At 61.1% G+C, this 22,218-nt stretch carries 10 protein-coding genes; 8 read left to right on the top strand and 2 right to left on the bottom strand.

All coding sequences use genetic code 11. The features are described from left to right. Window positions 1-387: hypothetical protein (locus O4H62_RS16480; protein ID WP_269389456.1), on the bottom strand; the 387-nt coding region annotated here is incomplete at its 3' end. A 330-nt stretch (window positions 388-717) separates the two neighbouring features. Between O4H62_RS16480 and O4H62_RS16475 the strand changes: the two genes are divergently transcribed. The 4 genes from O4H62_RS16475 (at window position 718) to O4H62_RS16460 (ending at window position 13,857) form a co-directional block, all read left to right on the top strand. Further along, window positions 718-8,691: a beta strand repeat-containing protein gene (locus tag O4H62_RS16475; RefSeq protein WP_269389454.1), complete on the top strand. Its 7,974-nt coding sequence runs from the start codon at window positions 718-720 to the stop codon at window positions 8,689-8,691. 230 nt (window positions 8,692-8,921) lie between these two features. Further along, window positions 8,922-9,662 (top strand): NADase-type glycan-binding domain-containing protein, encoded by a 741-nt coding sequence (locus O4H62_RS16470; protein ID WP_269389452.1) that lies wholly within the window; start codon window positions 8,922-8,924, stop codon window positions 9,660-9,662. Then, window positions 9,659-11,455 carry a hypothetical protein gene (locus O4H62_RS16465; protein WP_269389450.1) on the top strand — a complete coding sequence of 599 codons (1,797 nt, stop codon included), beginning with the start codon at window positions 9,659-9,661 and terminating at the stop codon, window positions 11,453-11,455. The genes O4H62_RS16470 and O4H62_RS16465 overlap by 4 nt, the downstream gene beginning before the upstream one ends. Further along, window positions 11,428-13,857 carry a hypothetical protein gene (locus O4H62_RS16460; RefSeq protein WP_269389448.1) on the top strand — a complete coding sequence of 810 codons (2,430 nt, stop codon included), beginning with the start codon at window positions 11,428-11,430 and terminating at the stop codon, window positions 13,855-13,857. Before O4H62_RS16465 ends, O4H62_RS16460 begins: the two co-directional genes overlap by 28 nt. A 480-nt stretch (window positions 13,858-14,337) precedes the next feature. On the opposite strand, the gene O4H62_RS16455 is transcribed toward O4H62_RS16460, so the two are convergent. Then, window positions 14,338-15,003: a hypothetical protein gene (locus tag O4H62_RS16455; RefSeq protein ID WP_269389446.1), complete on the bottom strand. Its 666-nt coding sequence runs from the start codon at window positions 15,001-15,003 to the stop codon at window positions 14,338-14,340. Window positions 15,004-15,161: 158 nt separating this feature from the next. Between O4H62_RS16455 and O4H62_RS16450 the strand changes: the two genes are divergently transcribed. Genes O4H62_RS16450 through O4H62_RS16435 form a run of 4 tightly spaced genes read left to right on the top strand, consistent with a single transcriptional unit; the run spans window position 15,162 to window position 22,211 of the window. After that, window positions 15,162-19,967, top strand: coding sequence for a hypothetical protein (locus O4H62_RS16450; RefSeq protein ID WP_269389444.1), 4,806 nt, complete (start codon window positions 15,162-15,164; stop codon window positions 19,965-19,967). Window positions 19,968-19,978: 11 nt separating this feature from the next. Then, entirely contained in the window at window positions 19,979-20,686 is a 708-nt protein-coding gene (locus O4H62_RS16445; RefSeq protein WP_269389442.1) for a hypothetical protein, read from the top strand. Window positions 20,687-20,697: 11 nt separating this feature from the next. Beyond that, window positions 20,698-21,186, top strand: a complete 489-nt coding sequence (locus tag O4H62_RS16440; RefSeq protein WP_269389441.1) for an SH3 domain-containing protein — start codon at window positions 20,698-20,700, stop codon at window positions 21,184-21,186. Window positions 21,187-21,200: 14 nt separating this feature from the next. Next, window positions 21,201-22,211 (top strand): DUF4424 family protein, encoded by a 1,011-nt coding sequence (locus O4H62_RS16435; protein ID WP_269389439.1) that lies wholly within the window; start codon window positions 21,201-21,203, stop codon window positions 22,209-22,211. The last annotated feature ends 7 nt before the right edge of the window (window positions 22,212-22,218 follow it).

Raw genomic sequence — 22,218 nt, 5'->3', positions numbered from 1 at the left:
TTTGGCGGCCCGGGTGACGGCGCCGCCGGCGGGAGCGGCTGCCGCCGGGATCGAGGCGGTGATGATCGGGTCGCGGGTGGTCTGTGCGGTGAGTGAGGGAAGCTCAAGAGATGCCGAGGACAGGCCAGCCGTACCCAGGTCAGGACCTATGGGAGCGAGGCCTGCACGCGTGAGGCGGAGGGTTGTGGCTGGGTGGGCCTGAACAAGCCATTGCGCAACCGGGGATTTGGCTTTTTGGAAGATGGAGGATGTGACTGGCAGGTCCAAGGCCTGGGGTTTTGTGCCGCCGATCTCGTAGACATTGGCCAGTGCGGCAGACGCGCAAAGCAGTGAGATTGCAAGAGTAGTATTGGTGCGAACGATCGCCTTTTTTACTTGGCTATACATTTGCTTTGCCTTCCCCGTTTGATGGGAGAAGTCTATTCGAGCAAATATAAGATCTTGAAAATAAACAAAGACAATAAATGAATATCTAATTCAATAGAAATTGAATGAATTCCCGCAGGAGGCGATAAGCCGAGATGTCGGAATCGGAGGGATAAATTAAGAAATACTAAATTATATATCGCTAAAAACATAAATAATTATGGTTTTCCGTTAACCATTCACTGATTTTCCCGGTTATGGCATAAAATGTTATTCCAATCCGCTTTTATGAAATTGTTTAAGAGATACTAACTGGTTAACAGGGTGTAATTGCCATTCAGGATTTTAATTATGTCTAAGACAAGCCGCCTTGATAATTCGGAAACCATTATCGAAAACGCAGAGGCCGACGGCGGTCTGGATGTGGTCCTGATGGCTCAGGCAGACACCGGTTCCGGAACCGCATCGGGCAGTGAAGCTTCCGGTGGCACTCCGGGGGTCAGCGTGATCGTTCCCGATGCGGAAAACCGGGTGACGCTGGCGGCCAGCGCCAGCATCGAGAATATCCAGCTCGATGGCGACGACCTGCTGCTGATCCAGCCGGACGGCTCGCAGATCCGGATCATCGGCGGTGCGCTGAATGTGCCGACCTTCGTCATCGGCGACATCGAGGTGCCGCAGGAGGTGCTGGTTGCGGCGCTGGAAACCAGCGGCTTCAATGTCGCGGCAGGTCCGAACAACACGCTTTCGGTTACGCCGCAAGCGCCGACTGGCTCGGGGGGTGAACTGGAAGATTCCAGCGGCGCCACCATAATCGACGGCCAGCAGCAGGTGCTGGGTTTGCTGACCGATGATGCAGACGGCGGCGACGATGCTGCCGCAACTGGCGAGATCGTTGACCCTGGCAACATTGCCTCGTCGTTTGCAGGCGGCGTTTCGACCGGCGGGATCGTGGAATCGGTCGACAATCCGGGCGGCATCGATGCCGATCCGGTTGCGGCCACGGGCTCGATCACATTCTTCGATCCGGATTTCGGCGAGACACGCAATGCCGAAGTGGCTGCGCGCACGGTTGTATCGCAGGTGCTCGGCAATGGCGGCACCTTGACCGCCGCGCAACTCGATGCGCTGCTCGCCGGCTTCAGCCTGGACACGCCGGGCGGCATCACCGTCGAATCGACAACGGCCGCAGGCGGATCGATCGCCTGGACCTATGCCGTCGGCAACGCCGCGGTGGATTTCCTTGCCGCGGGCGAAGTCATCACCCTGTCCTTCGATGTGCAGATCAATGACGGCATCTTCACGGCCACCCAGACGGTGACGATCACGGTGACGGGCACCAATGACCAGCCGGTGATCGAGGGGACGTCGGTTCTTGTCGACACGCTCACCGAGCAGACCGACACGACGGGTGCTGCAACGCCGCTGACGGCAACGGGGCAGATCGTTCTGTCCGATGTCGACCTGACCGACACGCACACGGCCAGCCAGAACTTTGTCTCGGCAGTATGGTCGGGCGGCGCCTACCCGGCGACTGATCCGGGAGCACTGGTTATTGATGCGGTCAACCAGGGCGCTGACACGGCTGACTGGACCTACACGGTCGCCGATACCGCGCTCGACTTCCTGTCGGCCGGCGAGACGCTGACCATCACCTATGACGTGACGGTCCAGGATGACAGCGGAACCGGAAATGCCGCCTCGTCCGTAAGCCAGATCGTGGTCACCGTCACCGGTACCAATGATGTGCCGGTCATTGATGTCACGACAGGCGCCTCGACCTCTGAACTCGTCGATTCGACGCTCTCGCTTTCGTCCGTCACGGCATTCGGTCAAATGACATTCACCGATGTCGACCTGTCAGATACTGGGCACAGCGCCAGCGTGGTCGGCGCGGTCAGCCGCTCGGGCGAGGCCGATGGGTTGTCTATCCTCGGATTTCCCCTACCTGACAGCGTTTTGCGCGCTTTCCTGAGTATCGACGGCGTTGCAAAGCCTGCCGGGACCGCCGATGGCACGATCGACTACAGGTTTTCCGCTGCTGACCTGACGTTTGATTACCTGGCGAAGGGACAGTCGGTGACACTGACCTACACGGTGGAACTGAGGGATGGCGATGGCGGAGTGACCACCCAGCAGGTGCCGATCACGATAGCCGGCACCAATGACCGACCGGAAATCCTGTTTGCGGCCACAGCGTCCGGGCGCGAGAACCGCAACCAGACCGGTTCAGACTCGCTGGAAACACACAACGGCACCATGCTGTTTTATGACGCGGACCGGGACGATGTCGGTCACAGCGCGGACGCGGAGTTTGCAGGCGCCACCGGAGTGACAACCGGCCTTGATACCGCGCTGATCGAAAATGCGGTCTCCATCAGCTCTGTCTCCAAGGCGATGAATGCGCAATTCGGATCCGTGTCGTGGAGCTTCAGTGCGGTCGACCGAGCATTCGACTACCTGGCGGTTGGCGAGCAGGTGACGCTTGAGTACACGGTCACTCTTGACGACAATGAAGGCGAAGCCAACAGCACCACCACCTCCACCGTTTCCGTGACCATCACCGGGCGCAATGACCGACCGGTGATCACGTCGGGCGCGCAGACGGGGTCAGTCGAGGAGACGGCCGACGTCGTGGGCGGCGTCGATCCCGATCCGGCCGCTGCGACCGGTATCATCAGCTTTCTGGATGTCGACCTGTCGGACGATCCCGAGGCCAGCCATGACGGCGGCACGGTCACGAACATGTCATTTGCCCATGGCTACACGCCGACGGACGCACAGATTGCGGCGCTGAAGGCGGGTTTCACGCTTGACGATGCGGCCCTGTCGAACTTTTCCAACACGACAGGCGTAGGTTCGACCGGCTGGACCTACCAGGTCGCCAACTCAGTCGTCGATTTCCTCGGCGACGGCGACAGCGTCGAATTGACCTATGTGGTGACCATCGACGACGGCAATGGCGGTACCGTCACGCAGAACGTGGTGGTCACTGTGACCGGCACCAGCGATGCGCCGACGGTCAGCGCGGCTGACGACTTCGTGGTCAACGAGGCAGACCTGACAAATGGCAACAGCGACGCGCTGATCTTCACGGGCGATGTCGGCCTTAATTTCAATGACTACAGTTCCGTCGGCCTGTCCGCCCGGCTCAAGACCTCCGGCGCCATTCCGCTCGATCCTGCCGGGGGGCTCATCCTCCTGAGCTCCGATGGCCAGCAGTTGGGCTACTCGTTGTTGACGCGGCCGAGCGCAGGCTCACAGACACTTTCAGGCTTCGATTTTCGGACCGGCGAGATCATCTTCGTTCTCAAGGTCGAGGTAGTTGCCGACGGCTCCGGCGGATTCAAGGTGGCGTATACCTTCGAACTTCGCGGCAATCTCGATCATATTGGTCCCGGCGACGGGGACAGCATGCCGCTGGATTTCACCGTGACGGCGACCAACAGCGTCGGCGAAACCGCTTCGAACACGTTCACCGTCACCATCAACGACGATGCACCCGATGCGGTGAACGTAACGGCAGCGATGGAAGAGAACACGGCCACGCTCATCTCTCTTGTCGAAGGGGACGGAGCGGATCTCGATCCCGGCGATGCCTACATTTCCGGTGCCGACGATGTGACAGTCACCCTTGGAACGCCGACCTATTCCAACCTGCCTGCGGGTGTGGTGCCGGGCACGCCCGGCCTCAGCCTGGTGCAGACCGCAACCGGTTACGATGTCAGCATCACGCCGGGGACAGCGTTCGATGCCCTGGCGGAAGGCGAATCCCTGCTGATGGAGATCCCCTTCACGGTGGAGGACGGTGACGGCGATACGGTCACCAAGGTTATCGCGGTGACGGTCACCGGCACCAACGACCAGCCGGTGATCGCGGTCCAGACCGATGTTTCGGAAGTCCTCACAGAAACCGATGCCGCATTGTCGACCACCGGATCGTTCGATGTCGCCGATGTGGATGTCAGCGATGTCGTGACGATCACCAGGGTGACGGTCGCGACATCGGGAACCGGTGCCAACGCAGCTACGCCGGATACGGCGGCGCTGCTGGCCATGTTCGGGCCCAATTCGGGCGTCGTTATCGACGGTCTGTCGAACTCCGGAACGGTCAACTGGTCCTTTGATGCGGGTTCTGACGCTTTCGATTATCTCGCGGAAGGTGAAAGCCTTGGCTTGACCTATACCGTGCATGTTGCAGACGGAAACGGGGGCACCGTTGCGCAGGATGTCACCATCACCATCAATGGCAGCAACGACGCGCCAGTGATTTCGCCAATCACGCAACCAGCGACCATTGCCGAGGCCGTCGATGCATCCGTGCAGGATATCGAGGCGGTCACCGGTACATTTTCAGTCTCCGATGCTGATGCCGGCAATACACTCACCGCGCAGGCCGGCACGCCGGTGATCAGTTGGAGCGGCGGCACGCTGTCGCCGGCGCAGATGAGCGCATTGATGGCGGCACTTGGAACCGGCGCGCTCAGCCTCGGAACAACCGTTTCCAATGGTGGTGCTGCCGGCATCGGCTACAGCTGGGATCCGGCCGCCGCCGATCTCGATTTCCTCGCTGCAGGACAAGTTCTGACAGTCAGCTATGACGTTGTTGTCTCTGACGGCACGGCAACATCCGCCGCCCAGTCGCTGGTTTTCACCATCCAGGGCACCAACGATCTGCCGGTCGCAAGCAACGACAATCCGAACGGCTCGCTTCCGGAGTTCAAGATCAACGAAGACGAAACCGTGGCCAGGGTGTTCGACGTGCTTGGCAACGACAGACTGGACGTGGATGCGGGGAGCGCCAACAGCATCAGCCTGGGTACGATCCGGGGCTACGGGGTTCCCGGGGTTGCCAGTGGCGGAGTTCTCGACCCGTTGGCGTCGGGATTCTTCACTATCACCGTCGATGTCAACAACCAGATCCAAGTGGAACTGAATTCCAGCGCATGGCAGAGCATGCGGCGTGGCGAAACCGCGAAGATCGACATCAACTACCGGCTCCATGGAGATGGTTCGGATGTCTCGACCGGTACGCTTCAGGTCGAGGTGACCGGCAGCAACGACGCGCCGGTGCTTGATGTTGCGGCCTCTCCTACGATGACTCAGGCCGAGGATGCCGCCCTGCCGTCCGGCAATGTCGGCACGCTTGTCTCAACGCTGGTCAGCGCTCCGGGTGGCAGCATCGGAAATGTCAACGATGTGGACGGAAATACCTTCGCACCCGGCATGTCGATCACTGCCTTCGATACGAGCCATGGCGTCTGGTACTATCATTTGGACGGGTTCGATGCCCCGGATGGCAGTCCGTATTGGTTCAATGCCAATCTGGCGCCCGGCCAGGTGCTGAACCTGAGGGCCCAGGACCAGCTCTATTTCGCACCCAATGCAGATTTCGTGGGCACCGTCGATCAGGCAATCACCTTCCGTGCCTGGGATGGTGTAGCGAGTCCGGTGGACAAGATACTGGCGCCCGGCAGCGTAGGAGGCGAAACTGCCTATTCTTCCGAAACCGACACCGTCAGCCTGACGGTCGAGAGCGTAAACGATGCACCGGTTCTGGTGACCGGCATCGCCGACGCGACGGTGTTCTCCAACATCGCCGTGGACATTGATGTGTCGGGTTCCTTCGCCGATATCGATCCAGGCGATGTCCTGAGCTATTCGGCGACATTGAACGGCGGTGCACCACTTCCGGCGTGGCTGTCGATCGACGCCACCACCGGACGACTGACCGGAACGCCGCCTTCCGTTGGCGATGCTGGCGCGACCCTCGATGTGATCGTCACCGCTACCGACACCGGCGGCCTTTCAGTCTCCGATACATTCGAACTGGCGATCGACAATGGCAACGATGCACCGGTTATTACGGCGCACACCGACGGCGGGGTGACCGAAGACGCTTCCTTTGCAGGAGCCACGAACCTGATCACCAATGGCGGCTTCGAAACCGGCACAAGCGGATGGGTCGTGACCAACTCCGGCAATGTCTTTGTATCCAGCTACGCCCCCAATGTTCATTCAGGTGGATCTGCAGCCGGGGGATGGAGTGTTTATTCGCACGATATCCCGGTGACCTACAGCCAGACCTTCAACACCGTGGCCGGAGCGACCTACACGATCGGTTTCTGGGCACAGAACAAAGGGAGCGGTCTTCCTGCCGACAATTCGGTGCTGGTCACATGGGATGGTGCGACGGTGGGCTCAGTAATCGACATGCCCTATGGCGGATCGGCCTCAAACTACACCGAGTTCAGCTACACGTTTACCGCAACTTCAAGCAGCTCCACTTTGGTCTTTGCGGTGGTCAACAATGTCAATTACACCTTTCTGGATGATGTTTCGGTGGTACAACAGCCGGGAACGGAAACCACAGGCGGCACCATCAGTTTTACCGATGCTGATGTCGGGGAAACGCACACGGTTTCCTTCGTGCCGTCGGCTGCCGGTTATCTTGGGATATTCGCTGCTGCGGTAAGCACCGAATCGAGCGGCGGTTCGCTTGGCACGGTGGACTGGACGTTCAATGTCGCGGATGCCGACATCCAGCACCTGGCGGCGGGCGAGACTGTCACCCAGACCTATACCGTCACGATCGATGACGGCAATGGCGGGACGGTGAGCGAGGACATCGACGTGACCCTCACCGGGGTCAATGACGACCCAACTTTGACGGGGCTGGACGGGGTGACCTTCCTCGAAAACACCGTCAATAGCGCGCCGCAACTGATCGATGCAGACGTCGACTTCGCGGATGTTGATGCCGGCAATCTCGACACAGGCACTCTGACGGTTTCCGGTTTCGTCAGCGGAGAGGATACGATCGGCATCAACGATCAGGGTGCGGGCGCAGGCAACATCACTCTCAGCGGCGCCAATGTCCTGTACGGTGGAGCGGTGATCGGAACATTCGCCGGGGGCTCCGGCGCCAACAATCTGGTTGTGACTTTCAATTCGAGCGCTACTGCGGCGGCAGTCGATGCCCTCATCGAGAACCTGACCTATGCCAATGCTTCGGATACGCCGACCGCATCGCGCGCACTGACGATCACGGTGACCGATGGTGATGGAGGCACTGTCTCGGCGACGAGCGTGGTCGATGTGACCGCTGAAGCGGATGTTCCCCCGGCTATCGCCGCAAGCGACTTCATAGATCCGATCCCGGTTGGCTGGACCTGGCTCGCGGACAATGGCCACATCTACAAGTATGTCTCCACCAACCATTCCTGGTCCGGTGCGGTGACTGCCGCTGCGGGCGAGATTGCCGGGCAATCCTATCTGGCGACCATCACCAGTGCAGCCGAAGATGCCTTGATCGATACGCTGGCGACCGGCCGGACTCATCTGGGCGGCTCTGACGCGAGCGCGGAAGGCACCTGGCAATGGGTGACCGGACCGGAAGCCGGGCAGGTTTTCTGGATCGGCGGAGCCGGCGGTGCAGCCCAGAACGGTGCCTTCACCAATTGGTCCCCGGCCAATCCGGGCAATGTGTCCGGATATGGAAGTGCGGAGAATTACCTCGCCACGGACTTGTCCGACAACTGGAACGACGTCGACGCCAGCAACAGCGGGTTGCCCACGATCGGTTACATGGCCGAAGCCGGCGGACTCAACGGTCACACCTATGCGGCGATCACCGAGGATGCGGCCTTCACATTTTCGGAAAGCTGGCTTCTCGCCAACGACACGAATGCACCTGATCATATTCTCTCGGTTTCGGCGAGCACGAAGGGGGCAAGCGTGTCCTACAATGCCGGTACCGGAGAAATTACCTACAATGCGATCGGTTCTGCAGAATTGCAGGCATTAGGCGCTGGGGAAACCACGACTGACACGTTCACATATACCATCTCTGACGGCAATGGCGGAGTGAGTTCTCCCATCGTGACGATCACCGTCAACGGTGCGGACGAGCTTCCGATAACAGGCGACGCGGGTGACAATGTGCTTCTCGGAGGCGCCGGTGGCGATCTCCTCAATGGAGGCGCTGGCAGTGATATCTTGATGGGCGGAGATGGGGCCGACACCTTTGTATTCGATGCGGATGCCCTGGCCGATGCAGGCGCAAACATTCGTGATCTGATCGCCGATTACGATTTTGCCGAAGGCGATGTCGTGGATCTCTCGGCCCTGCTCGGAGATGAAACAGTCGCCGGCCATGTTGCGGACTACGTGAAGATAAACGGGGCTTTCCTGGAAGTCGACGTGGATGGAACCGCGGGTGCCGCCGGGTTTGTCCGGATCGCGGAATTCACCGATGTTCCAGCGGCAAACGGGCTTAGAATCCTGGTTGACGACGACCCGGCCCATGTGACCGTGGTTATCTGATCGGTCGAACCGACGCCGGTGAAGTGAGGCGACCGGTGGGCAATTCCGGCTTCGCCGCATCGGCCAGATATGACCCAGGACCTTGCAGACGTTGGAACCACGCCGTCGAGCAGGTCCGGCGGGCCAGCCTCACTGGGCCGGTCCTCATGAATTGATCGATATCATCATGTCCAGCCTTCTCCGCTGCTATCTTTTGCGCGCTCGACCAAAAGAAGAGGGAGCCTGAGGGTATGAAGATGTTTCGTGCGGCCTTGCCTTTTGCCGTTTTAACAGGCTTGGCGCTCGGGCCGACGCCGGCCTCTGCTTCCGAAACCTGCTGGACCGAGGGGGCCAGGCAGTTTTACGATGCTATCCATTATTGCGTCTCCTCGATGCTGAAACCAAGCGGCAAGTGGCGTTACGGGCCGGACAATCTCGTCGGAGACGAAGACGGCCAGCATCTGGCCTGGTGCGAGGGCGTGCGCGGGCCGGGTATCGGCGAGGCGATCACGCTGCGCATCGACAATGGTGCACCGTTCCGCCGGCTGATCATCGCCAATGGCTACGGGAAGTCGGAGAAATCCTATTTCGAGAATGCCCGCGTCCGGATCTTCCACGTGACGACCGATACCGGGCTTTCGACCTCGGTCATGCTGCCTGACCAGCCGGAGCCGGTGCTGTTGCCATTGCCGGACGTTGGCGCGTTCCGCTGGGTGCGCCTGGTGATCGGCGACATCTATTCGGGCAGCCGATATGATGACACCTGCTTCGACAATGTGTGGCCGGACTTCGCGTACGAGAACGAGCTCGCGGCCGAGCAGACGACTCCGCTCCCGGTTCCGCCCGTGGCGGCAGCGCCCCTTGAAACGAAGCCTGACATCGCGCCGCCTCACACTGTCACGCCACCGACCCAACCGCCTGTGGGTGCGGGCGATCCGTTCGGTGATCTCGGCATGCCCGATAGCGATCAGTTGCGGCTGCCGGGGCAATGAGACACGCCGGCGGCATCCTCGTTGTCCTCCTGATGCTCGCCGCCGGCGCTGTTTCCGCTTTGGCCGAACCGGTTCTGATCGTCGAATACCATCCCGATCCGTGCCGCGAGATCGCCAAGGCTGGCCGCGACAAGACCGCGACCATAGGCAAGGTCACGATCTCCTACGAGCCTGTCTACTACGCGGCCTGCGAGCGGGTGCGCACCTCGATCGTCGACAGCATCAAGGCACGCGCCGACCAGCTGCGCGATGATCTGGAAACCGAACTCCAATCACGTGTCGCACCGATCTATGACGGCTTCCTGAAATGGCTGAGCCTTGCGGTCTATGACAGCCTGCCGGAAGCCGACAAGGCAAGGATCAAGCCGGAGGAGCATTTCCAGGAGTGGCTGCAGCATCCCGATCAGGAGTTGGCGACCTATGTCAATTTCTACATGACGGAGCATCTGCCGCTCGTCATGCAAGCGCTGGAGCGCTACCAGAACGACAGCTCGCGCGAGATCGTCGACGGGCTTCGGGCGCTCTGGGAGTCAGGCAGGAAGAAGCTCGAAGCCCTCGACAAGGCTTATGACGACCTCCAGGAGGCGGCACCGGAAACGCCCTATACCGACATTCTGATCAAGCACGGCCTGTCGGGCGAAGGCATCGAGAGGCTCAAGCACTATGAAGGGCAGTTCGACCTTCTCGACAAGAACTACAACATCATCGATACGGCGCGCACGATCCACGGTGCGTTCACGGCCGAGACCTATTCCGGCCGGCTCGAAGGCATGTTCACGCTGATGGAGAAGTTCGGCGGCTATCTGTCCGACACCAATGTTCCCGGCGTTTCGCTGATGGGCACGTTGATCGAGGCCTATGGCCAGATGGCCAAGGAAGTGCTGGCGCGCGCCAACGAACTCGAACAGCTGATCCGCGCCCGCGAAGGTTTCTGCATCGGCGCCGACACGCACACGCTGCTCAATGACCGGTCAAAAGCGCTGGCGGCGCTGGTCGGCGACGGCGTGCAGGCCTGCCCGCTCGATGAAAAGGCGCCGCTGCTCAGCGACATCTATGTTCAGACCGATCCGAACGATACCAACCAGCTTTATTTCTGGGCGACGGACGCGTTCGTGAAGGGGCGTGAGGGCGGTGGCGGCGAAGCCGGCCTGCGCCGGGTTCGCGATTTCATCCGCGAGGCCGCGGCCATCGGTTTTGCGGAATATGTCGGCAAGGACGCCGACATGAAGACGATCGTCGCCGTTTACAACACACCCTACGGGCCGGAGCACTATCTCGCCGACCTGCCGGGGCACCGGCCGTCGCCCGGCCTGCCGGGACTTGTCGCGGAAGCCGACGCGGTGATCGACGCCATCGTCCGCCGGATCGGCGAGTTGCGCGACCATCTGCGTCTTGATGAAAGCTGCGGCGACGACCCCTTCGCCCGGCTGATCGAGGCTGAAACCGGGCTGCGGCTGTCGGCTTTTCCGCTCGATGATCGCGACGCCCAGGCGAAGCTCAAGACCTCCTATGCGCTCGGTTTCATCCAGTCGCATGCCTCGTGGGCAGGGAGCGGACGCACGGAGGCCTACCAGCGCTACCACACTGTCTGGGAGGGGTTGAAGTTCCTGTCGCTGGTGCGCGTCGAGGGGCAGCTGCTCGACAAGGCGAGATCTGATTCAGCATGCGAGAAATGCGCTTCCGCCGCCATCACACTCAGTGTCTCCGAAGGCGCCGAGATGCCGGGGTGCCGGGTTTCGGCTGCCGGGTTTCGGCTGCCGACGGGATGGGTCGTTTCACTGCGCGGATCGTGACGCGCTCGACCGGCGTGTCGCTGCAGCCGCAGGCCAGGGCCGGCGACGTGGTCTCGGAACCGGCGGGCATCGATGCGCGCCATCTCGGGCTCGAGGGTGCAGCCCTGCCGTTCCTGCGTTCCTTTGCCGTCAACCTGTTCATGCCGTTCGAAGCCGACGGCGACTTCGGCGAAATGCTTGATGCGCTGCGCGGCCTGCAGGGCCAGGCCGCGCAGGCTGCCACAGGCGGTCGCACGGCCTGCAGCGAAGCTCGCACCGCCGTCGCCACCATCAAGGCCAAGGCGACCGATCTCGACACCCGGCTCACTGCGCTGAAGCAGGACTACGAGAGGCTCAAGCCTCAGATCGCGGCGCTCGACCGCGGTGTTGCCGATGCCGGCCGGCTTCTCACTGAAGCCGAAGCGGCCGCGGAGAAGGTGGTCAGCGCAAAGCAGGACGCGGAGACCTCCGCACTTGCCGCCTGCAACAAGGCCTCCGAGTTGCGCGCCGAAACAGACGAGGCGAAACAGCGGCGGATGCTGACCGAAATCCGAAGCGCTGTCACCGACGCCGGGTTGAAGGCGCGCGAAGCCGGCCGGTTGCACGGTTCATCCGTGAAGGCAGCGCAGACGCTTGAGGATCTGGTTGGCAAGAGCCTACCTGCCGTCGAGGCAGCGGAGCGGCTGCCCGGGCGGCTTTCCGAAGCCAAGACGCTGGCCGGTGAGATCGAGGTCCTGCGCGGCCAATTGCCGGACCACATCGCGGCGCTTCGCGAGAGCAAGGCGGCGGTCGACGAACTTGTCCCGCGCGCCGAGACCGCGCATGCAGCGGCGACCGGCCTGGCGCATCTGGCCGACGATCCCGGCGTCGCGAAAGCCGAAGCCGACCGTTTGCTGGCAGCGATCAAGGCGATTGCCGCCGAGCTTGCGGCCTGTCTCGGCGAACTGGAGAGGGCGTCCGACGATCTCACCAGGCAGGACCCGGGATCCGTACTGCAGGATATCGCACCCGGCATCGATGCGCTTGCCCGGCAATCCGATGGTGCCTCACCGAAGGACCTGCTCGAAACCAAAGCAAGCGCTGCACGCGCCAGCGCCGACGTCGCCGAGATTTTCGCGGAGGCAGCGGAGGCGGCGGCCGCGGATGCAAAACACTGTCTCGATCTCGGCGAGAGCGCGCTCACCGAGGGACGGGGCGACGACCTTGCCGCGGCGGCCGCTGCGGCGATCGCGCAGTGCCGGTTTGCCGAAGCACGCGAGTTGCTGACCCGGATGACCGGTCATCCGCGCTATGGCGAGCTTGCCGGCAGCTATCAGTCAGCGGTCGATCGCGAGACCCGGACCAAGGCGGAGTATGAGCGCGCCCAGGCACTCTACCAGTCGGGCGACACGGAAAATGCGCTCAAGGTGCTGGACGCCGCGCGGGCCAACACCGCCTGCGACAGCTTCCGGGTGAACATTGACGCGGCGATTGCCGCCATTCGCGGTGTTTCGGGTGACAGTCTCGTGGCGGAAGCCCGGGCAGCGATCGCCGCCTGCCAGTTCGAGGCGGCGAGGGACAGAATTGCCCAGCTCGTGGAGGCCGGCCATCCGTCATCTGCGGCGCTCAGCGCCGACTACGACGCGGCGCTGGAGCGCGAAAACCGCACCAACGCTTTGTGGGAGCAGGCGCGAGCCGCGCATGCTCAAGGCAACAGTGAGGAAGCACTGGCGCTGATGCAAAGCGCGCGCGGCAACACGCAATGCAGCGCCTTTGCCGCGCGGATCGACACGGCCATCGCGGCGCTCGGCGGCGCGCAGCAGCCGGCAGCGGCAGGTCTCACTCAGCCTTGGGCCGGCGAAATTCGGCTGACGGAGATCTATGTCAACGGAAGCGCGATGAATGCCCACTCCATCGTAGCACTCTTCCAAAGGGCCGCCGAGCGCGCCAAGGCAGAGGCGAAGGCCGAAGGCAAGGACGAGACCGTGATCGGCGGGATCGCGTCGTCGATCGCCGAAGCGGTGCTGAGCATCATTTCCTCGGTTCTCAACATTCTCGAACAGGGCGTGCCGATGAGCTTCACGCTGGTGCCGGAAGGTTCCGGCTATCGGCTGACGCCAATCGGCGAAATGGGTGCCGATGCGCAAAAGAACATCCGGAGGATACCGTTGTTCATGCCGGTCAACGAGCGGTCGGTGCGTCTCGAACACACGGTGCCGGAGGATAATCTGCGGATCGTCGTGACGATCGAGATGAACGAGGCCGGCGACACGGCGATGCTGAAGCTGCAGTTCGACGGTGCCAACAAGCCCGATGACAGCATCTACGAGGAAGTCAAAACCATACGGCTGGTGATTTCTGGCGACCTCAAGCCGGGCTCGATCCCGGCCTCGCAACTGGAGGCCGAGATCAGGAAGCGCTTCGAGGCCATCACCCGTCAATAGCGGACGACCGGTCAGGCTGGAATGAACTCGGCCCGTTACCGGGGCATGAGGAAGGTTTGCCGGATCGCGCATCGCGCCGATGGCGGTGAAGGTGGACGGGGTGCTTTTTGCGAAAGGGGTAATCACGTCGGAGCGCGTCGACGATCCGGAATCAACGAACTGCCGATGCTCTGATCCCAGAAAACTGGAAGGAACTCGGGTCTCGGGTCAACCCTTGGAATGTGGTGGTTTCGGTCACCGGTTCGTGGTGGCGCCAGAAGGCGTCCCCTCCTTGACCATGGATTTTCGCTAGAGCATTTCCGGTGCAAACGGAGTCACCGAAAATGCTCTATCCTATTGTTTTCACGCAATTCCGGACGCGAGACCGGTTCCCACTTTCCGAACAATCGGCGGAGCAAATGGCGAAGGCTAGTGGTAGCGTTCCGCGTCGTGTATTCTCTTGGCCGGACGTAGTTTCGCCAACCGCAATCTGTCCGATATTTATGTCCTACCCAATTCGTTAGCCTTGCGTGTCGCCTCTCGCGACCTGTGTACCTCTTTCTCAATTATGGATTTGACATCCATGAAGTTGTCCTTCGTGCAGAATACGGCGTCCAGAACCAGCCGATTGCCTCGCAGCAAAACAATATGTCTCTTCTGATCGGTTTCGAGCGATTGAATTTCATGCCATTCGGTGAATCGCGATGAGTTGCTTCGGGCCAAAAGTCCCGCGCCGGCGACGGTTGGGTTGCGCGCCAGCGCGCCCAGAACAATCGCCAAGGTGCGGCCGAATTTTGCGCGCCTGTCAACGACACGGGATCTGACTCCGTCCGCGTCAATTTCGAAACTCACCGTCATCCGATTGTTGAAAAACAGCACGATAGCGGCGAGCACGAGAACCAACAGAATTGCCGAAACCCCGAAGATCGCCCGAAGGATGGCGCCCAGTTGGTGCAAATTGCCTTCGAACCAAGCCAGACCGATCAACAGCAGTGCAAGAATTGCGAGCGGGATCAAGATCACGGCTGCAAGCTGCCTGACAATGATCGGTGTCGTCAGGAGAGGCACATTGACCGCCCAGGCTATCGGGTGTGACATCATCCAAATCCCTGTTTCAGTAGGGGCTGTATAAACCTCGAAATCGGTTCCTGACTTGACTTCGGTCAATGATCAGGCAGCGCAAAGCTGTTGTCATTACGCCTTGAAAGAAGCCTTTCTGACGCCGGAGGGCAGGGGGAAGAGATATTATTTTCATGAGCTGGCGGCTGATTGCATTACCCTGGATGGGTTCTTTGGCCACGTCAGGCCGGCGAGCCATTGTACTTATGCTCCTTGCCGTCTGCTTCGCCTTCGTGGTGCCTCACAATACGTTTGCCGAGGACGAAGCGGAGCAGAAAGTCTACCAGGAAATGCATTCGGAGGTCAAAACCGCCTTCGACAATGCCAAGGACAATTTCACCAACCTTTATAAAAAAATCAAGTCCATCCAAAGCTCTGTAACCAATTGGCGTGAGGCGACAACCGAACGCACCCAGAACGCTTCGAGGAAGGACATCAACGATCTCTTCGCAGGCGAACTGGTCGCCGGGCGCGACGAATTGCTCAAGCAGGTGTTGGGCAAGGAGTTCGTTGAGGAGATGAAGAAGGTGGAGGAGAAGCTCGGCATCCAGATCGGTATCCCCGATACCGAGAAACTGCTCAAGTTGCTTGTCGACAAGCAGGGCCGCGAAAAACTCTACGGCTATATGTATCAGCTCAGCGGCTACGAGCGGAACCTGCGCAAAAAAGGGGTTTTCAAAGAACTCGACAAATTGAAAGACCGTTTCGAGAAGGGGTCGGGGTATATCAGCAAGGTCGGCGACATGCTGGATTTTGTCGCCCTGTTCGATCCTTCGAATGTCGATCCGGACTCGCCGATCAGCAGCCTCAAGGCCATAGGAAACGTGATCGGTGCCATGAAGGACCTCACCGAGGCCATTCCTGCCATTGGCAGTCTTCTGGATTTCTACATCGATGCGACCGAACAGTTCACCCAGGCGCTCGAAGAGCTGAACACCAAGATCCTTAATGCTCGCGACGGGTCGATCTGTGGTCAGCTTGGCGTGCTGTCGGCAGAACTGAAGGCGCTCGATGAACACATCAAGGGCGGAGCCTGCATCAATTTCTATACCAATTACGAGCTGCAATCGCTGCTCAAGCCGGTGCTCGTCTGGACCCATGCCGAAAGCAACGAAACGTTCTTCTACGACAAGGACCATGATGTTGCTGCCTATCTGACGTCGGACAATCAGCCGGATCTGCTTGATCCGTTCCGTGCGCTCAAGTCAAGCAGGATCGCCTCCAACAGCAAGCGCGCCACCCCGGCCGTGTTCATGGCGCTTGCGCGTGTTGTCACCCGGTCGAAAGCCGTCGTGGCTAAGCCCGAATGCGATGACTATGCGAGGCTTTTTTCGGACAGGAATTTTCGTGCGATCTTGCGCGAGGTCAATGTCCTCGACAATTTCGATGCGATCAGCGCGCCGAGCGAGACAGTGCTCAAGCCGGCGATTACAAGTCCCGCGGAAATTACAGGCTTGTGCCTTTATGATCCGCGGATGCGTCGGCTGATGCGTGACCTGGCGGACCGCTATCGCCATCTTGCTTCTGTAACCATCGATGTCTATCCGCTTGACCGAGAGCTGTCGCCTGATGTGACCGACATCCGGATCGACGGCATGCCGCTGGTTTTCGGCGAGGCCGGGGCCAAAAAGAGGCGGGTGTCGGAATACACCCGGATCGAGGCGCTGGTCGACATCCGCCATCCACTGAGCGTCGAAGTCGATGCGGTAGGATTCAAGCCCGCGCTGGAGTCGCTGAGCTTTTCGGCCGAGCGCAGGTTCAAGACGATCTACATGGCTCGCGAAGAGGCTGTGCAGGCTGTGCCGGAGGCAGATGCTGATGCAAAGCCGGACGCTGATGGCGGGGAAGATGCCGTCGGCATGGCAGATGCGGACGGAGATCAGCGGTCGGTCGAGGGTGAACCTGCCGCAAAGCAGATTGCACCTGCCGCGGTGGACAAGCCGCAGCCCGTGAGCCCGCGACCTGTCCCACAAGAGTCGCAACAATCGTCGGCCCAGCAGGCAACCGCGCAGGATGCGCCCGCACAACCCGCACAGGCCGCCGAGCCCGCCAAGCCGGCAGGTGATGTGCCTGGTGCCGAGACAGTGGGTAATGATACCGCTGCAGCGGCCGGGACCGAGACGGATGCGGATGCTGGAACCGACGACGCAGGTGATGTGGATGCTGGAACCGACGACGCAGGTGATGTGGATGCGCCGCCGGTTCCGGTCAAGCCAGACCCAGCAGAATCCGACACGGATCAAGCCCCCGCTTCAGCCGACGCGCCGGAGCAGACTTCAATGGACCAGACCGATGACGGTCCGGCGGACGAGGCCGGCGAGGACGTTGCCGGGGCCGGCAATGAGGCAGCGCCATCGGCTCCCGGATCCGACAACATTGTCAGCCTTACCATTGCGCGTGGCCAGGTCTATCTTGGCGAAACCGTTCAGATCTCGACGCCCTACCGAGGCGAGGACATCGCCGGTGGAACCGATGAGTGCGACCCGAACAGCACCAACCCGTTTACCGACTGCGAGGTCACGCCGTCAGGAACCGATGGTGCAAGTGTGTATATCGGACGGGCCGATGACACCGAAGATCTCGGTCCAGCCCGGCCGTTGCCAAGCCTTGACTATATCTGGCACGGCAGTGAGGGCGTCACCTTCGAACCGACGACGTCAAGCGATGGCCGGACATTTGCGACCTTCGAGCGTGTTGGTGAAATGAAGATCTGGGCCCAGGTGGTCAAGCAGGGGGCGACCGTCGCCGAGACCGAGCAGCAGACCGTAAATGTGCTGGCGCCATCGCTTTCGATCAAGTTCGATCCGGCCTCGGGGGCCAAGGCTGGATCGAAGATCAAGGCGACGGTCGTCGCGACTCCGTTGGTCTCGCCGAAATACTGGACGGTCCGGTGGCTGGAGCCGCCGACCGCCAACCGGGAGGAGCTCAATGATAACGGCTCCGAGATCCGCTTTTCCGGTGCGGCGGGCAAGTCTGTAACGCTCGAGGCCACCGCCAATGTCGCCTTTTACGGCGACGAGATCGGTTCGGTTTCGGGCAGCTACAGTCTGGAGGCTGGAAGTCTCGATGTCTCGGCGAGGTCGCGTGGGCCGCGGCCGCAAATCTGGGACCGAGCCAGCGGCGGTTTGGTCGATCTGCCCGACGGGCAATATGTCGACGGACAGGAGATCGACTTGCGTGCCGGGTTTGCGGGCGACGATACGCCGGGCGAAGTCCGCTGGCGCTGGTCGGTCAATGAGGGCACCTCGATCTCAAACGAGATCTCGCAGACGCCGACCGTCTCGCGGGCTCAAGCGGGGCAGATCGAGGCCAGGGTGATAGCCACGGACAAGAACGGCGTCGAACTCGCGTCGGGATCGATCAGCCTGAGCGTTCAGGCGCAAGGTCAGCCACCCGCGGACAAATCCGGGTCGGTCGAATCCAAACCCGCACCGGTTCCGGACGCGGCTGACGTATCGGACAGCCAACCTTTGACGCAGAAGCAAGAGCCCGCTCGTCCGATGCCGGCTCCCGGCATACCTGCACCTGTCGCGAAACAACCCATCACGGCGGCGCCGGCACCTGCCAGTCCCACCACAACGCCAGAGCCCGCTAGTCCGCCGCCATTTTCACCACTGCCGCCGCAACCCGCACCGCCGCAACCGGCACCGCCGCCGGCAGCTGCAGCATGCGCGATCGGTTCGCCGCAATATACGGCCGCTGTCGAGTTGTGGACCCGGGGGCTTTCGATGATCTCGGCGGGCAATGCAGAGGTTGGCCTCGGGTCCTTGGAGGCAAGTCTGGTCGTCTGCCCCGATCCAACGCGTCAATCCCAGTTCACGGCCCTGCGCCAGCAGCTTGGCGGGGCAGGGGCCCAAACGTCTCAGCCCCCCTTGCCAGCCGCTGATTGCAGCTCCGGCGGTAGGGATTATGCGGAAGCGATGAGCAACTGGCAGCAGGGTCTATCCCTGCTGGGCACCGGCGATCATAAGGCAGGCGTCGTGGCTCTGGAGCGGAGCCTCGACACATGTCCTGACCCCCAACGTCAGTCCCAGCTCGACCGCTTGAAGACGCAGCTTGAAGCGGCGGCTGCTGAGCAGTCCGGGGAGGCTGGCGCCTGCCTGCCGGGCGGCGACCGGTATGCATCTGCCCAGGATGCCTGGCGGCGCGGCATCGCGCTGATCGGCAGTGGTGAAAGCGGCGCGGGCGTAGCCCTTCTGGAGATGAGCGTCGGGGACTGTCCGGATGACACGCGCCAGTCGCAGCTCGCAACCCTAAGGCAGCAATTGCGCGTCTCCGAGGAACGTGACGGCGAGGTTTCCGGCGACGCTAGCGAACCGGGTGCATCGACCAGCATCGAAGATGCAGTCAAGCAGGCCGCGAAGGCCTGCGAGCCAGGTGGTGCGCGCTACGCGGAGGCCGAAGCAAGCTGGATCCGGGGTAGCGATCTGCTTGGGGCAGGTGATCGGACTGGGGGCTTGGAAGCGCTGCGCAAAAGCGTCTCGATCTGTGCCGATCCCGATCGCGTTGCCAATCTGGAGCAGGTGAGTGTGCTCATCGAAGAAGCCATCGTCAGGGAACAGCAGGCTCAGGTCGATGCCCAGCGCCAGGCCGAAGAGGCGGCAAGGCAGGCTGCAGATGCGGAGCGCACGGCACAACAGGCACCACAGCCTGCCGAGCCCAAGTCGATGGAAGCGCCGTCAACGCCTCAGCCGACACGCTATTCAGGCTCTGTTGAAGGCGCGCCACTATGCCGTCTTTCCTTCGAGTTTTCCAATGGCCAGGTCAATGGCCAGATCACCGGCACCTATGAAGGTGACCAGATCAACCTGACCTTCCGGGGCAATGCCGACGGCAACCAGTTCGGCGTTCCGTTGAGTGGTTACCTTATCGATTCCTCCGGCCATTTCGGGCGCGTTTCGATCACAGGGACCGTGAGGGGAGCCTTTGCCAACGGATTTTTCACCGGTAGCTGGACCGCCGGAAACGACTACCAGACCGATGGAGGGCGCTGGATCGCCGGCCCGGAATAGGAGAGATGTGCATGCCAAGACTCAATTCGGGAATTTATCTGTTGATGCTGTCGGTGCTTCTCGTGACAGCACTTGTGGCCGACGTCGCAAACGCCATGGATCTTGGCAAATCGGGTATTGGTCTCAATCCACCGGCGCGGGGCTGGAAGCTCGAAGATCACGATGACGCCGCTCTCAAGATCTGGCATCTGCGCGCCGACACCTGGGACCCGGCGCCGAAGGAGTCCGGTTTGATCTCGGTGACCGTCACCTTTCTGGACGGCGATCCCTGGCCGGACATCGCGGCGATGCGCGATCAGGCGGCCGACATTGTCGCCCGCCAGCTTATGAGTGCGGTCACCGCCCGCACGCCGTTTGAACTCGTCAGCGGCCGTTTTGAGATAGCGGGCGCGGATTTCGAGGGCGGGCTCGATCTGGTCTCGGAAGGCGACAAGCCTGTCAGCGCCCGGCTTCTTCTGATTCGCACCCGCAGCGGATTTCTGATGATCACGGCTTTCTCGGTGCTGCCGATGAGCGAAAAGCCGTTCTCTGCGCTGTTTGGAGAAACCGGTATTCTGACTGCTTATGGTCCGGGGGCGGCAGGATTGAATGGAACGCCCGCCGCGGCTGAGGCTTCCGTGCCTGCTCCGGCTGATCCTGCCGCCAATCCAGCGGCTATCGAGGATCTGCTCAAACAAATGCAGCAACAGTTCCAGCCGTCGGCGGAAACTGGAAATTGAGGAAGGCGAAGATGACACGTTTCGCAACCATGACACTCGTCGCATTCGCCATTCTGCAGGCCATGCTCTTATCAGTAACGCCGACGCTTGCCGACTATGTCGGCAATCTCAATCCCAACGGGGATAACTACCTTACGCTGCGCCAATATGCGACCGCGAAATCGCGAGAGATCAGCCGCATGGGGCCCGGAACGATTGTCGAAATTTTGGATGCGGATGGCGACTGGTTCTACATCCAAACCCAGGACGGGCGCATCGGCTGGGCGCATGGCAACTACATTCTTCCCGGATTGCCCGGCAGCAATACGCCGCGACCTGACAATGCCGCGCCGTTTGGTGTGGTTAACGATGAAGCCGGAGATGTGCCAGTTGAGGACTATCAGGAACCGGCCGTTGCCGGCGGCATCGCTTCAGGTGCCGCTAACGTTGGAGGTGTTGAGTTCGACTGGCTCGAAGGACACATGACCCAGTTCCATGATCCGTTGAAATACTACCCGTGAGCGAGGGACACACCATGAATATCCGCGTCTTGGCATGGGCAGTCTGCATGGCCACCGTCTCAGCCCCTATGGCGATGGCCAATGACACCTCCGCCCGTCTCGCCAGCGGTGGTCTGGTTTTCGGCAAGCAGCTTGGCGTGGCCATGCAATCGGAAGATCTTTACATCTCTCCCGACGTGATCCGCGTAAGGTATGTGTTTCGCAACGAAACGGCCACTGATCTCGAGACGATTGTTGCCTTCCCGCTCCCGGAGGCCGCACCTTCCGGCGACATCGGCGGAAGTTATAGCTTTGGCGATGGCATCACCGCCAATTTCGTGGATTTCAAGACATGGGCCGACGGAACGCCGGTTGTCACCCAAGTCGAGCAGAAGGCAATGGCGCTCGGCCTTGACCGGACGGAGATACTGACCCGTCTCGGTGTGCCGATCGGGTCCTACATTCCGCCGACAGATCCGCGGTCTGCCTTTCACGGGCTTTCGCGCTTGAGCGAGGCAGAGTGGGGCGAGCTTGCCGCGCTTGGGTTGCTCCGGATCGATCCGCAGGGCAATCCCTCGCCGGGGTGGACGGTGGCGACGACTTTCTACTGGACCCAGGTCTTTCCGGCCGGCAAGGACACGGTGATCGAGCATCAATATCGACCGCTGACCGGATCGAGCTTCGATGCGCCCATCAGCGGCGATCCGGGCGACCAGGACGCGGCCCGGGCTGCGATGAGGTTTTGTATCTCGGAACAGGACAGGAAAGCGGTGCATGCGCTTCATGATGGCAAGAACGATGGCAGGACCTATACGGCGTTTTCCGAAGAGCTTGGCTACATCCTCAAGACTGCGGCGAACTGGAGCGGCGCGATCCGGGATTTTCATCTCGTCATTGAGGCGCGGGAACCGATTGATTTCGTCTTCGCCTGTCTTCCGGGGCTCGAGCGCATCTCTCCTTCGCGGCTTGAGTTGAGCGAGGCTCAATTCTGGCCCTTTTCGGATCTGGACGTGCTTTTCGTGATCTCGAAGCCCCTGGACAATTGACCCTTCC

This window comes from Parahoeflea alexandrii, from assembly GCF_027214025.1.
Lineage (GTDB): Bacteria > Pseudomonadota > Alphaproteobacteria > Rhizobiales > Rhizobiaceae > Hoeflea > Hoeflea alexandrii_A.
Note: the sequence above shows the minus strand (reverse complement) of the source record. Positions and strands in the feature narration are given on the sequence as shown.

What these genes read in the sequence shown, in the direction of transcription:
- O4H62_RS16465 (WP_269389450.1), top strand. Translation starts at nt 9,659, where the DNA reads ATGAGACACGCCGGCGGCATCCTCGTTGTCCTCCTGATGCTCGCCGCC.
- O4H62_RS16450 (WP_269389444.1), top strand. Translation starts at nt 15,162, where the DNA reads ATGCTCCTTGCCGTCTGCTTCGCCTTCGTGGTGCCTCACAATACGTTT.
- O4H62_RS16460 (WP_269389448.1), top strand. Translation starts at nt 11,428, where the DNA reads ATGGGTCGTTTCACTGCGCGGATCGTGACGCGCTCGACCGGCGTGTCG.
- O4H62_RS16440 (WP_269389441.1), top strand. Translation starts at nt 20,698, where the DNA reads ATGACACGTTTCGCAACCATGACACTCGTCGCATTCGCCATTCTGCAG.
- O4H62_RS16475 (WP_269389454.1), top strand. Translation starts at nt 718, where the DNA reads ATGTCTAAGACAAGCCGCCTTGATAATTCGGAAACCATTATCGAAAAC.
- O4H62_RS16435 (WP_269389439.1), top strand. Translation starts at nt 21,201, where the DNA reads ATGAATATCCGCGTCTTGGCATGGGCAGTCTGCATGGCCACCGTCTCA.
- O4H62_RS16470 (WP_269389452.1), top strand. Translation starts at nt 8,922, where the DNA reads ATGAAGATGTTTCGTGCGGCCTTGCCTTTTGCCGTTTTAACAGGCTTG.
- O4H62_RS16445 (WP_269389442.1), top strand. Translation starts at nt 19,979, where the DNA reads ATGCCAAGACTCAATTCGGGAATTTATCTGTTGATGCTGTCGGTGCTT.